The organism is Acidipila rosea, assembly GCF_004339725.1.
Classification (GTDB): domain Bacteria; phylum Acidobacteriota; class Terriglobia; order Terriglobales; family Acidobacteriaceae; genus Acidipila; species Acidipila rosea.
Genome location: NZ_SMGK01000001.1, coordinates 1 through 13,532 on the forward strand (window position 1 = coordinate 1; position 13,532 = coordinate 13,532).

At 58.8% G+C, this 13,532-nt stretch carries 10 protein-coding genes and 1 tRNA gene; all 11 read left to right on the forward strand.

What is annotated here, in order from left to right:
- Window positions 1-96, forward strand: a 96-nt coding sequence (locus C7378_RS00005) for an EF-Tu C-terminal domain-related protein (protein WP_131990475.1), incomplete at its 5' end; no start/stop codon positions are given.
- A gap of 100 nt (window positions 97-196) precedes the next feature.
- Window positions 197-346, forward strand: coding sequence for a 50S ribosomal protein L33 (gene rpmG, locus C7378_RS00010; protein WP_050060842.1), 150 nt, complete (start codon window positions 197-199; stop codon window positions 344-346).
- A gap of 45 nt (window positions 347-391) precedes the next feature.
- A tRNA-Trp gene (locus C7378_RS00015) sits at window positions 392-467 on the forward strand.
- Between the two features lie 77 nt (window positions 468-544).
- Window positions 545-805: a preprotein translocase subunit SecE gene (secE, locus tag C7378_RS00020; RefSeq protein ID WP_131990477.1), complete on the forward strand. Its 261-nt coding sequence runs from the start codon at window positions 545-547 to the stop codon at window positions 803-805.
- Window positions 806-825: 20 nt separating this feature from the next.
- On the forward strand, window positions 826-1,428 hold the full coding sequence (nusG, locus tag C7378_RS00025; RefSeq protein ID WP_131990479.1) for a transcription termination/antitermination protein NusG: 603 nt from the start codon (window positions 826-828) through the stop codon (window positions 1,426-1,428).
- 49 nt (window positions 1,429-1,477) lie between these two features.
- Window positions 1,478-1,915, forward strand: a complete 438-nt coding sequence (rplK, locus tag C7378_RS00030) for a 50S ribosomal protein L11 (protein WP_131990481.1) — start codon at window positions 1,478-1,480, stop codon at window positions 1,913-1,915.
- Between the two features lie 108 nt (window positions 1,916-2,023).
- Entirely contained in the window at window positions 2,024-2,734 is a 711-nt protein-coding gene (rplA, locus tag C7378_RS00035) for a 50S ribosomal protein L1 (protein WP_131990483.1), read from the forward strand.
- A gap of 123 nt (window positions 2,735-2,857) precedes the next feature.
- On the forward strand, window positions 2,858-3,403 hold the full coding sequence (gene rplJ / locus C7378_RS00040) for a 50S ribosomal protein L10 (RefSeq protein WP_131990485.1): 546 nt from the start codon (window positions 2,858-2,860) through the stop codon (window positions 3,401-3,403).
- A 138-nt stretch (window positions 3,404-3,541) separates the two neighbouring features.
- Window positions 3,542-3,919, forward strand: coding sequence for a 50S ribosomal protein L7/L12 (gene rplL / locus C7378_RS00045; RefSeq protein WP_131990487.1), 378 nt, complete (start codon window positions 3,542-3,544; stop codon window positions 3,917-3,919).
- 641 nt (window positions 3,920-4,560) lie between these two features.
- Complete coding sequence (rpoB, locus tag C7378_RS00050) at window positions 4,561-9,042, forward strand: DNA-directed RNA polymerase subunit beta (RefSeq protein WP_131990489.1); 4,482 nt, start codon at window positions 4,561-4,563, stop codon at window positions 9,040-9,042.
- A gap of 163 nt (window positions 9,043-9,205) precedes the next feature.
- Complete coding sequence (rpoC, locus tag C7378_RS00055) at window positions 9,206-13,396, forward strand: DNA-directed RNA polymerase subunit beta' (RefSeq protein WP_131990491.1); 4,191 nt, start codon at window positions 9,206-9,208, stop codon at window positions 13,394-13,396.
- The last annotated feature ends 136 nt before the right edge of the window (window positions 13,397-13,532 follow it).

Below are 13,532 nucleotides of genomic sequence, written 5' to 3' on the forward strand. Positions count from 1 at the left end.
CACACCCCGGTGGCGATGGAGAAGGGGCTGAGGTTTGCAATCCGCGAAGGCGGTCGCACCGTAGGCGCCGGCACCATCACTGAAATCATTAAGTAGTCAGGGCTTGGATGTTGGCGGGGCGGGAAGCAGTTTCTGCTCCGCCAATATCGGAAAGATGCGGCGGGCATCAATGCCCGCAATCGGTTAGGATAAACAGATGCGTGAAATCGTGACATTGCAGTGCCCCGTTTGCAAGGAGCGCAATTACTCGACGACGAAGAACAAGAAGACGACCACGGGCCGCCTTGAGTTCTCGAAGTTCTGCAATCGCTGCCGCAAGCATACGGATCACAAGGAAACCAAGTAGGGTTTGCAGTCTCCGCGTTAGTGTGACGGCAGATTCTCGAATCACAGGGGCGTAAGCTCAACGGTTAAACTGTCGGTCTCCAAAACCGAACTTCTCGGTTCGAATCCGAGCGCCCCTGCCAACAATAAGTGAAGCGCGGTCTTTAGTAGAAGTGCCGCAGGAGTGGGCTCTATGCCCGTAGTCGAGAAAAATAAGGCCATGGCGAAAGCAGCAGCACTGCCTAATGAAGTCGGAGAGCCGAACCGCGCAGCCGGATTGCTGACCCGCACCACGGATTTCCTGAAGGATGTTCGCAGCGAGATGCGGAAAGTTGTCACCCCGTCGCGTGCCGAGGTGCAGTCCACGACCGCGATTGTGATCGTGACCGTCTTCGCCTTTGCGGGATTCTTTTATGCAGTAGACACCGTACTTGGTCAGGCGCTTCAGCATCTGCTGCACTGGCTGGGCGGCGCGCAGTAAAGGGCAGAACGAGGATCTGGATGGCAGACGAGATTCAAGACGGCAACACGGGCGAAGCGACCCCGGAGCAGCTCGGCCCCCCGGCCAATGAGAACTTCAAGTGGTATATCATCCACGCTTACTCGGGGTTTGAGCGGAAGGTTCGCGAGTCGCTCGAGGGGCGGGTTCAGGCCTTCGGTCTTCAGAACAAGATTGGCCGCGTGATGATTCCCACGGAGCCGGTGACGGAGATCGTCAACGGCAAGAAGCGGACAACGGAGAAGGTCTTTCTGCCGGGCTATGTGCTTGTCGAAATGGATCTCGATAATGACCTCTGGCATGTCATCAAGAACACGCCGCGCGTGACGGGTTTCCTGGGCACCGGAGATAAGCCGGTTGCGTTGAGTGAGGCGGAGGTTAGCTCCATTCTCTTCCGCAGCGATGTTTCCAAGGAGAAGCCCCGGCTCAAGGTCAAGTTCGAGAAGAACGAGTCTGTGCGCATTACAGAGGGTCCGTTTGCGAACTTCAATGGAATCGTGGACGAGGTCAACGAAGATCGCGAGACGCTCAAGGTTATGGTGACGATTTTTGGTCGCTCCACTCCGGTTGAGCTTGAGTTTGGAAAAGTAGAAAAAGCAGTTTAAGTCAGTCAGTCCGCCCGTGCGGAGCTGAGAATAGAAAAGGGAATCACCAATGCCTCCGACAAAGAAAGTACAGACACAGGTCAAGCTCCAGATTGAAGCCGGTAAGGCCACGCCAGCGCCGCCAGTCGGCCCCGCGCTCGGTCAGGCGCAGGTGAACATTATGGAGTTCTGCAAGCAGTTCAATGCGCGTACGCAGAACAAGGAGATGGCCGGCCTGATTATCCCGGTCGTCATCACGGTTTACGTGGACCGCACCTTCACCTTTATCACCAAGACGCCCCCGGCGGCGATCCTGCTCAAGAAGGCAGCCAATCTCGCCAAGGGTTCCGGCACGCCGAATAAGAATAAAGTCGGGACGGTAAGCGAAGCTCAGGTGCGTGAGATTGCTACCCAGAAGATGCCCGATCTGAACGCAGCCTCGGTAGAGTCGGCGATCAAGAGCATCAAGGGAACAGCGCGTTCGATGGGAATTGAAATTACCGCCTAAGCGTTGCGCCGCGGAGTAGTTTCAAGCATAATTAAAGACTGTGCCGTTAAGGCACCTTGACCACGGCCGGCATGCAGCAGCGCCGCGCGGTGGGAGACGGAAGGTAATATGTCGACTAAAGTAGGCAAGAATGTGGCGAAGGCGCGCGCGGCCGTAGAAGACCGCCCCTACGCAATCCAGGAAGCAGTTCCGCTTCTGCAAAAAGTTAAATTCGCAAAATTTGACGAGACCGTTGATCTTACCCTCCGCCTGGGCGTGGATCCGCGTCATGCGGACCAGATGGTCCGCGGCACGGTCGTTCTGCCGCATGGCCTGGGCAAGACGAAGCGCGTAGCTGTAATCGCCTCCGGCGAGCGTCTGCGCGATGCCGAAGCTGCCGGCGCCGACTTTATTGGCGGCGAGGAGATGGTGGAGCGTATTCAGAAGGAAGGCTGGACCGATTTCGATGCCTTGATCGCGACCCCCGACATGATGAAGTCGGTAGGACGTCTCGGCAAGGTGCTTGGTCCCCGCGGCCTGATGCCGAACCCAAAGACCGGAACGGTGACGACCGATGTTGCCGCAGCTGTGAAGGAAATCAAGGCTGGCAAGATCGAGTTCCGCACGGACAAGACGGCCCTGGTGCATGTCCCGGTGGGCAAGCTCTCCTTTACTCCTGAGAAGCTTATTGAAAACGCGATGACGGTGATTACCAGTGTCGTGCGTGCGAAGCCTTCGGCTGCGAAGGGTAAGTACATCAAGGGGATCACTCTCAGCTCGACCATGGGCCCTGGTATCCCGCTCGACAACTCGGTTGCCGAGGCGGCAGCCAAGGCGTAGGCGGATCTCAGCTACTCGCTGCTAGCCGCTAGCGAGCTTTGCGATTGACGAATGCTCCCTGCGTGGAGAAAAAGAATTCAGGATTTTAGCTAACGGCTAGTAGCTAAAAGCTAGAGGCTACATATGGCATTGACTAGGGCAAAAAAGGTGGAGAAGGTAGCCGGGCTCGCGAAAGAGCTCGAAGGGTCTACCAGCGCCATTATCGGTACATTCGCCAAGTTGACGGTAGCGCAGGATTTTGAGCTGCGTAAGGCGGTTCGCGGTGCGGGCGGCAAGTATCGCGTATTGAAGAACAAGCTGGCTGGACGTGCGGCGCAGGGTTCCCAGATTGAAGCAGCGCTTCAGGGGTTGAAGGGCGTTTCGTCGGTAGCCTATACGAGCGGCGATCCGGTGGCTCTGGCCAAGGCGCTCTCGACCTGGGTGGCCGAGAATGCAGAGTTCAGCTTCAAGCTGGGTATCGTCGATGGACGCGTAATTTCCATTGAAGAGATCAAGCAGCTGGCGACCATGCCGGGCAAGGAAGAGATGTTCTCGAAGCTGCTCTTCCTCATCAATGCTCCGGCGCAGCGGCTGGCAACGGTTATCAACGCAACGGGTCGCGATCTGGCCGTAGTTATCAACCAGGCGGTCGAGCAGAACAAGTTCGCCGGCGAAGCAGCCGCGAGCTAATCAGGTTTCGCCTCATCCTTGGTTGCGGAGGGTGCCGGTCTGGGCACATCGGAAACTTCGGGGCGGAGATGGGGCATCCAGGGCAGGTGTCCTGGGCAGTAGCACCGAAAATAATTTTGTTTCAAAGCGGAGAGAGTTATGGCGGATTTACAGCAGTTGGAAGAGCAGATTGTCGGGCTGAGCCTGTTGGATGCAGCAGCCCTTGTGAAGAAGCTCGAAGAGCGTCTTGGTGTGTCAGCGGCTGCGGCAGCCCCGGTGATGGTGGCAGGCGCGGGTGCGGGTGCGGCAGCTCCTGCAGTTGAAGAGAAGACCGAGTTCACCGTGATCCTCAAGGATGCGGGCGCGAACAAGATCAATACCATCAAGGCCGTACGCGAAGTCACCGCGCTGGGTCTGAAGGAAGCCAAGGACCTGGTCGACGGCGCGCCGAAGCCGTTGAAGGAGAACATCAGCAAGGAAGATGCTGAGGCGATCCGCAAGAAGTTCGACGGCGTCGCAACAGTCGAAGTCAAGTAAATCGGAGCCCCGTTCAGGGCAAGTTGCATGCCAAAGCGGAACGCGCTATCCTAAGAGTGCGTTCCGCGAGGCTGTCTTTCGCGGTAATTCTGTTCCGTCCTCTACGGCGACCTAGAGTGGCGGGCAGGCGATTATTTCAAGTCTGGCATGGGATGCCAGGGGTATCTGCAAGGCGGCGGCGGATTGCAGGTATCGCTAAAGTACGGCTGTAGGGCGGCGTTTACGCGAGAATCAGACATACTGTTCAGAACAAGTGCGCAATCCGGTTGTGACGCTCGCGGGACATCCTGTCTCGACGGGCTTTCCGCGTTTGTGTCCGCGTCCTCTGCGCAACTTCTCCCGGTCTCCCCGTCCTTTTACCTCCACCTCGCCTCTGACGTGCTTGTTGTATCGCGAGGTTGCTTGAATATGCAAGAAGGAAATGCGCAGGGCCGCTCCTGTGCTGCCTTTCATTAGCTGCATTTCGGGCTGTCGGCGCCATTCTGCGTGTGCGGCCCGGCTGTAAGTGAGTAGTGCGCTATGTCCGGGGGAACGGGGTCTTTCCGGGCTGACAGGCGCGCAAGAAAACAGAACCTTCTGCGCTACTCGAGCAGAGCGGTTTCAGCACCAGCCCCGGGTTTCCGAGTCCTGAGGAGTTAAGCATGCCGAACGAGCACCGCGCCATCCGTAGCCGTCTCGATTTTTCCAAGATCCCAACCGCCATCCAGATCCCGAACCTGATCGAGGTGCAGCGCCGTTCCTATGAGCGGTTTCTGCAGATGGATAAACTGCCTTCCGAGCGCGAAGATAACGGGCTTCAGTCCGTCTTTACCTCCGTTTTCCCGATCACCGATTTTCGTAATATTTCGCAGCTCGACTTTGTTGACTACTCGATCGGCAACTGGGAGTGCAAGTGCGGCCACCTGAAGGGGCTGCATCACCTCCGCACTACCTGCGTTCATTGCGGCGCGATGGTCATTACCGATCCGTTCCAGCCGGGCGACGTGCTCTGCCACAAGTGCGGCACCTATAACAACAACACGCCTGACTTCTGCAACAAGTGCGGCGACCCGGTCGGTCTGCAGTTGAAGTATGACCAGGCAGAGTGCGAAGAGCGCGGCATGACCTACTCGGCTCCTCTCAAGGTCACGGTTCGGCTGACGATCTATGACAAGGATCCGGAGACGGGCGCCAAGTCGATTCGCGATATCAAGGAGCAGGAAGTCTTCTTCGGCGATATTCCGCTCATGTCGCAGAATGGCACCTTTATTGTTAACGGCACTGAGCGCGTCATCGTTTCCCAGTTGCATCGCTCGCCCGGCGTCTTTTTCGAGACGGCGAACAATCGCACCTACTTCCTCGGCAAGATCATTCCTTACCGCGGTTCCTGGGTTGAGTTTGAGTATGACCAGAAGAACACGCTCTATGTCCGTATCGATCGCAAGCGCAAGTTCCTGGGAACCATCTTCCTGCGCGCTCTCGGTCTGAAGTCGGATGAGGATATTCTCAAGACCTTCTACACGATCGACAAGATTGCAGCGAAGGACGGCAAGCTTTATTGGACGATCGACGAGAATACGGAGAAGCCGACCCATCTGCTCGGCGCCAAGCCGGCGCACGCCGTCCATGCGAATGGCGATGAGATCGCTCACTCGGGCCGCAAGGTCACTCCGTCCATCCTCAAGGCGCTCCGCGCTGCGAAGGTCTCCGAAGTAGAGATTGAAGCCTCCGAGCTGGACAACGCGGTTACTGCTGCTGATGTGATCGATACGACGACGGGCGAGATCTTCCTCGAAGCGAATCAGGAGCTGACGGCAGACAAGCTGCACAAGATTCTTGAGAGCGGCGTGACATCTTTCGAAGTCTTCTTCCCTGAGCGCGATGACGTTGGCAACATCATCACCAACACTCTGCGCCGCGACTCCGTTCGCAAGCCGGAAGAGGCTCTGATCGAGATCTACCGCAAGCTGCGTCCGGGCGATCCGCCGACCCTCGATACCGCCACCGCGCTTTTTGAGGGAATGTTCTTCGATCCGCGCAAGTATGACTTCTCGCGTGTGGGCCGGTTGAAGTTCAACATTAAGCTCTACGAAGATCAGGATGCGACCCAGCTCGACCGTCGCACGCTGACTCCGGAGGACTTCTACGGGACCATCCGTTACCTGCTGAAGCTGCGTAAGAACATCGGTCTCGTGGACGACATCGATCACCTTGGCAACCGCCGCGTCCGCGCGGTTGGTGAGTTGATGGAGAACCAGTTCCGCATCGGCCTCGTCCGCATGGAGCGCGCCATCAAGGAAAAGATGAGCGTCTACCAGGAGATGTCGACGGCGATGCCGCACGATCTCATCAACGCTAAGCCGGTGATGGCCGCCATCCGTGAGTTCTTCGGCTCCTCGCAGCTGTCGCAGTTCATGGATCAGACCAACCCGCTGTCGGAGATCACCCACAAGCGCCGTCTCTCGGCCCTTGGGCCGGGCGGTCTTTCGCGTGAGCGTGCCGGCTTTGAGGTTCGCGACGTCCATCCGACCCACTATGGCCGTATCTGCCCGATTGAGACGCCGGAAGGTCCGAACATCGGCCTGATCAGCTCGCTGTCGTGCTTTGCCCGCATCAATGAGTATGGCTTCATCGAGTCGCCTTATCGCCGTGTTCGCGACAGCCGCGTACTCGACTACGTGCAGGTCACCAATGCAGGCGAAAGCGGTCTGCGTGTCGGCGATCACCTTGAGAAGTCCGAGGCATTCAAGCTCAACGACCAGCTCAAGAAGGATAAGAAGCGGGCCATCGAGTTTGAGCCGTTCTCGTTCTATCTCTCCGCGTGGGAGGAAGACCGTCACACTATTGCGCAGGCGAACATCGACCTGGACGCAGAGGGCCGGATCACAGAAGAGCTGGTGAACGCCCGTCGTCAGGGTAATTTCGTCCTCGTCAACCGTGGCGATGTAGACTACGTCGACGTCAGTCCGAAGCAGTTGGTCTCCGTGGCCGCTTCGCTGGTGCCGTTCCTTGAGCATGACGACGCAAACCGCGCACTGATGGGCGCGAACATGCAGCGCCAGTCTGTGCCGCTGCTTGTTGCTGAAGCGCCGCTGGTCGGAACCGGTATGGAAGGTGTCACCGCGCGCGATTCCGGCGCCGTGATCCTTGCACGCCGTAACGGCTTCGTCGATTCGGTCGACTCTGAGCGCATCATCGTGCGTGTCGAAGGCGAGCATCACCCCACGCAGCTGTCGCGCGAAGTCGGCTCGGATATTTATCAGCTCACCAAGTTCAAGCGTTCCAACCAGAACACCTGCATCAACCAGAAGCCGATTGTTCGTCACGGTGACCGGGTGGTGAAGGGGCAGGTGATCGCCGATGGTCCCTGCACGGAGCAGGGCGAGCTGGGACTGGGACGCAATGTGCTCGTCGCCTTCATTCCCTGGCGCGGCTACAACTTTGAAGACGCGATCCTGATCTCCGAGAAAGTTGTGCGCGAAGATTACTACACCTCGATTCACATCGAGGAGTTCGAGATCGAAGCGCGCGACACCAAGCTTGGACCGGAAGAGATCACCCGCGATATTCCCAACGTCAGCGAGCATGCGCTGCGCGACCTTGACGAGAGCGGCGTAATCCGCATCGGCGCCAAGGTAAAGCACAATGACATCCTCGTGGGTAAGGTCACGCCGAAGGGCGAGACGCAGCTCACTCCGGAAGAGAAGCTGCTCCGCGCCATCTTCGGTGAAAAGGCCGGCGACGTTCGCGATGCATCGCTGACCTGCCCTCCGGGAATCGAAGGAACTGTTGTCGACGTCCGCATCTTCTCCCGCAAGGGGCAGGAGAAGGACGAGCGCGCGAAGCTGATTGAAGCCGATCAGGTAGCGAAGCTGGAGCGGAACCTGGCCGATGAGATTCGTATTCTCACCGACGAGCGGCTCAAGCGCCTCGAAGCTATCCTCGGCGGCAAAGAGGTTCAGGCCGATCTGCACGACGAGCGCACCAACAAGCGTCTGCTGGTCAAGGGCGCCATCCTGGATCGCGATGCCATCGAGCGCATCTCGACCAAGAACCTCAAGCGCATCCGCTACAACGACAAGGATCCGCGGGTGAACGAGCAGATCGACGAGATCGAGGAAATGACCTCGCGTCAGATCGATGTGCTGCGCAAGATCACCAACGAAAAGATCGCGAAGCAGCAGAAGGGCGACGAACTCTCGCCGGGCGTCATCAAGCTCGTCAAGATTTACATCGCCATGAAGCGCAAGCTTTCCGTCGGTGACAAGATGGCCGGCCGTCACGGCAACAAGGGTGTCATCTCGCGCATTCTTCCTGAGGAAGATATGCCGTATCTGCCCGACGGTACGCCGGTGGAGATTGTGCTCAATCCGCTGGGTGTGCCTTCGCGTATGAACGTCGGACAGATCCTCGAAACGCACCTGGGATGGGCGGCGCATGAGCTGGGCAAGCAGGTAGCCGAGCTGGTGCAGCGCAGCCAGGATGCGAACGAAGTGCGCAAGATGATGGAGGAGCGCTTCAAGGGCACTGCGGCTCTTCGTCAGCTGATGGAACTCGACGACGAGCAGATCCTGCGTGTCGGCGCTGGAATGCAGCGCGGCATCTGGTTCGGCACGGCGGTCTTCGACGGTGCGCGCGAGGAGGAGATCAAGGCGCTGCTTGCAGCGGCTGGGTTGCCGACCTCGGGCAAGACGCATCTCTTCGACGGCATGACGGGTGATCGCTTCGAGCAGCCGGCTACGGTCGGAATGATCTACATGCTTAAGCTGTCGCACCTGGTCGACGACAAGATCCACGCGCGCTCCATCGGACCGTACTCGCTTATCACGCAGCAGCCGCTGGGCGGCAAGGCGCAGTTCGGTGGACAGCGATTCGGCGAAATGGAAGTGTGGGCGCTCGAAGCTTATGGCGCTGCCTACATTCTGCAGGAGCTCCTCACTGCCAAGTCTGATGACGTCTATGGCCGTACGAAGATTTACGAGGCCATCGTCAAGGGCGAGGCGGCGATCGAGCCGGGCGTTCCCGAGTCGTTCAACGTGTTGATCCGCGAGCTGCAGTCGCTCTGCCTGGATGTGGAACTCATCAAGCAGACGATGCCTGATCCGAAGAAGCAGCCCGTGCCGGAACTGGCCGCGGCCGATTAGCGATCGATCCTCCACCGCCGCTTTCTCTGAGAGCGGCGGTGGGGAAGATTGAAAAGATTTAGCAGCGCAGTTTTCTTCCGCTGCATGAACAGAAATGAAGCAACGGCAGCTAAGAGCTCAGAAGGCCATTGCGCCAAACAGCTAGCTGCACAGGAGGGTCACCTTGTACCGTTCCAGCCCGTTTGAACTAACCAGTCCGATCACTGATTTCGACGCGATTCGCATCCAGCTCGCTTCACCGGAAAAAATCCGCAGCTGGTCGCACGGCGAAGTCACCAAGCCCGAAACCATCAACTACCGCACCTTCAAGCCGGAGCGGGACGGGCTTTTCTGCGCCCGCATCTTTGGCCCCGTCACTGACTGGGAGTGTCTCTGCGGCAAATACAAGCGCATGAAGCATCGCGGAGTCATCTGCGACAAGTGCGGCGTTGAAGTCACCCTGTCGAAGGTCCGCCGTGAGCGCCTCGGCCACATCGAGCTGGCCTCGCCCTGCTCGCATGTCTGGTTCTTCAAGGGCCTGCCCTCGCGCATCGGCCACCTGCTCGATATCTCCCTGCGCGATCTTGAGAGCGTTCTCTACTTCGAGAGCTATGTCGTCGTCGATCCAGGCGACTCCCCGACTCGCGAGCGCGAAATCATCAAGGATGAAGCCAAGTTCCGCGAGCTCGATCAGCAGTTCCGTCCCACCGGCTTCAAGGGGATGATGGGTGCAGAAGCCATCAAGGAGCTGCTCAAGCGCGTTGCTATCGATGAGCTTTCGGTTGAGCTGCGCGAGCGCATGAAGGTCGAAACCTCGCTCCAGAAGCGCCTCAAGTATTCCAAGCGCCTCAAGGTGGTCGAGGCCTTTCGCAAGTCAGGCAACAAGCCGCAGTGGATGATCCTCGATGTCATTCCGGTCATTCCTCCTGAGCTGCGCCCGCTGGTGCCGCTCGATGGCGGACGTTTCGCGACCTCTGACCTCAACGATCTGTATCGCCGTGTCATCAACCGCAACAACCGTCTCAAGAAGCTCATGGACCTCCATGCGCCTGAGGTGATCGTGCGGAACGAAAAGCGCATGCTGCAGGAAGCCGTCGATGCGCTCTTCGACAACGGCCGCCGCGGCCGGGTGCTGCGCGGTGCGAACAACCGTCCGCTCAAGTCGCTCTCCGATACGCTCAAGGGCAAGCAGGGCCGCTTCCGTCAGAACCTGCTCGGTAAGCGCGTCGACTACTCAGGCCGTTCGGTCATTGTGGTTGGTCCAGAGCTCAAGCTGCACCAGTGCGGTCTGCCGAAGAAGATGGCGCTCGAGCTCTTCAAGCCCTTCATCTATCACCGCCTTGAGCAGACCGGCCACTGCACCACCATCAAGCAGGCCAAGGAGATGGTTGAGCTGCAGGATCCGATCGTCTGGGACATTCTTGAGGAAGTCATCAAGGATCACCCGGTCCTGCTGAACCGCGCCCCAACCCTTCACCGTCTCGGCATTCAGGCCTTTGAGCCGGTGCTGGTGGAAGGTAAGGCCATCAAGATCCACCCGCTCGTCTGCACCGCTTTTAACGCCGACTTCGACGGCGATCAGATGGCGGTTCACATCCCGCTGTCTCCTGAGGCGCAGGTCGAGGCCAGCGTTCTCATGCTGGCATCGCACAATATTCTGTCGCCTGCATCCGGTCAGCCAATCACCGTTCCTACGCAGGATCTGGTGCTCGGTCTCTACTACCTGACCAAAGCACACAAGGGTGCCAAGGGCGAGGGACGCGTCTTCGCGAATATCGAAGAAGTTCTGATGGCGCTCGAAGCCAAGGAAGTTGAAACCCTGACTCCGATCCGCCTGCGTTATACCGGCCCCGTGCTCGACATGACGACCGCTTATGACGATCAGGACCTGACGCACACCGAGCCTGTGCAGTACGACAAGCAGTACATCTCGACCACGGTTGGCCGCGCGATCCTCAACGACTCCCTTCCCGAGGGCATGCCGTATGTCAATGGCCTGCTCAAGAAGAAGGGAATCGGGCAGCTCGTCAACTACTGCTACCTGAATCTCGGCCTTGAAGTTACGGTCAAGACGCTCGACCGCATCAAGGACCTCGGCTTCCAGTACGCCACCCGCAGCGGTCTCTCCGTTGGTCTCGATGACATGGTCATTCCTGAGTCCAAGGGGCCGACGGTGCGCGAGGCTGAAAAGCAGGCCGTGGCAGTGCAGCAGCAATATCTCGATGGCGCCATCACCAACGGCGAGCGCAACAACAAGGTCATCCAGATCTGGTCCGCAGTTACGGAAAAGGTCGCCGATGAGATGTTCGACAACATGAAGAAGGCCGACAAGGCCGGCTCCATGAACCCGGTTTACATCATGGCCGACTCCGGCGCCCGCGGATCGAAACAGCAGATCCGTCAGCTCTCCGGTATGCGCGGTCTGATGGCCAAGCCGTCGGGCGAAATCATCGAAACCCCGATCAAGGCGAACTTCCGCGAAGGTCTCACCGTGCTCGAGTACTTCATCTCGACCCACGGCGCGCGTAAGGGTCTTGCCGATACCGCTCTCAAGACCGCTGACTCAGGCTATCTGACCCGCCGACTCGTCGACGTGGCCCAGGACGTCATTGTCAGCGAGTTCGACTGCGGTACGGTTGAGGGTATCTATGTCATGCCGATCGTCGAGTCCGGCGAAATCATCGAGCCGTTGCGCGACCGTATCATTGGCCGCGTCTCTCTCGAAAAGATCAAGGACTACGAAGGCAGCGTCATCGTCGAAGTCAACCAGGAGATCACCGAAGATCTGGCCTCCGCGATTCAGGCTGCGGGCATCGAGCGAGTCAAGATCCGCTCCGTGCTCACCTGCGAGTCCAAGCGCGGCGTCTGCATCCGCTGCTATGGCCGCAACCTTGCCTCCGGCCGTCTGGTCGAGCTCGGTGAGGCTGTCGGCGTCATCGCCGCGCAGTCCATCGGCGAGCCGGGCACGCAGCTTACCATGCGTACCTTCCACATCGGCGGCACGGCATCGCGCGTTTCAGAGCAGTCGCGTCTCGATGCCAAGAACCCCGGTACGGTCCGCTTCATCAACCTTGTCACTGTGCGGTCGAAGCAGGGAGACATGGTCGCGATGAATCGTTCCGGCTCGGTTGCCGTGGTGGATGATCGTGGTCGTGAGAAGGAGCGCTACCAGATTGTCTACGGCGCCAAGCTCAAGGTTGAAGAGGGCGCACAGGTTGAGCTCGGACAGGCACTGGCCGAGTGGGACCCCTACACCTTCGCCATCCTGACTGAAATTGGCGGCACGGTGCAGTTCAAGGATCTGCAGGAAGGCATTACGCTCAACGAGGAAGTCGATGAAGTTACCGGCCTCTCCCGTCTGGTCGTTGCCGATGCAGCCGACGAAAAGCGCCAGCCGGCACTGCTCGTTAAGGGAGCCAAGGGTAACAAGCGCTATCTCATGCCTTCCCGCGCTCACCTGATGATTCAGGACGGCGACGAGGTCTTCCCCGGCGATATCCTTGCCAAGATCCCGCGCGAAACCACGCGCACCAAGGACATCACCGGCGGTCTGCCCCGCGTCGTGGAACTCTTCGAGGCCCGCAAGCCCCGCGAAACCGCCATCATCTCTGAGATCGACGGTGTCGTGAAGTTCGGCGAAGTCTCCAAGGGTCAGCGCAAGATCTACGTCACCGCGGACAACGGCGAGGAGAAGGAATACTCGGTGCCGCGCGGCATTCACGTAAACGTGCAGGAGGGAGAACGCCTGCGCGCCGGCGAGCCGCTGATGGATGGTCCGCTCAACCCGCACGACATTCTCGCCGTGCTCGGTGAGAAGGAACTGCAGGCTTACCTGGTGAACGAAATCCAGGAAGTCTACCGTCTCCAGGGCGTGACTATCTCTGACAAGCACATCGAGACTATCGTCCGGCAGATGCTCCGCTGGGTGAAGATCGAGGACGTGGGCGACACCAACTTCCTGCTCGAACAGCAGATCGACAAGTTCCGCTTCAAGATCGAGAATGACCGCGCGATCTCTGAAGGGGGCCGTCCGGCAATCGGCCGTCCGCTGCTGCTCGGCATCACCAAGGCGTCGCTCTCGACCGATAGCTTCATCTCGGCCGCCAGCTTCCAGGAGACCACGCGAGTGCTGACGGAGGCGTCCATCAACGGTGCCATCGACAACCTGCGCGGCCTCAAGGAGAACGTCATCGTCGGCCGTCTGATCCCGGCTGGAACCGGTATGGAGTACTACCGCAACATTCAGCTCTCACCAGAGCTCGAAGAGGCGGCAGCCAAGGTCCAGCAGGAAGTCACCCAGGCCTACGAGGAAGCCGAGCGCGAACTGGAGCTCATGCGCCAGGAAGGCGAAGCCGAAGAAATGGCCGCGGAGTAACACTCCGGCAGCTACAGAAAGGCCCGGCGAAAGCCGGGCCTTTTTCGTAGCTGCTAGAACGGGAAGGCAGCTTGGTCCTAGTTCGTTCTTCATCGAGAAATGATTGATCATCGACAGAGAAATGTCATACTAGCTG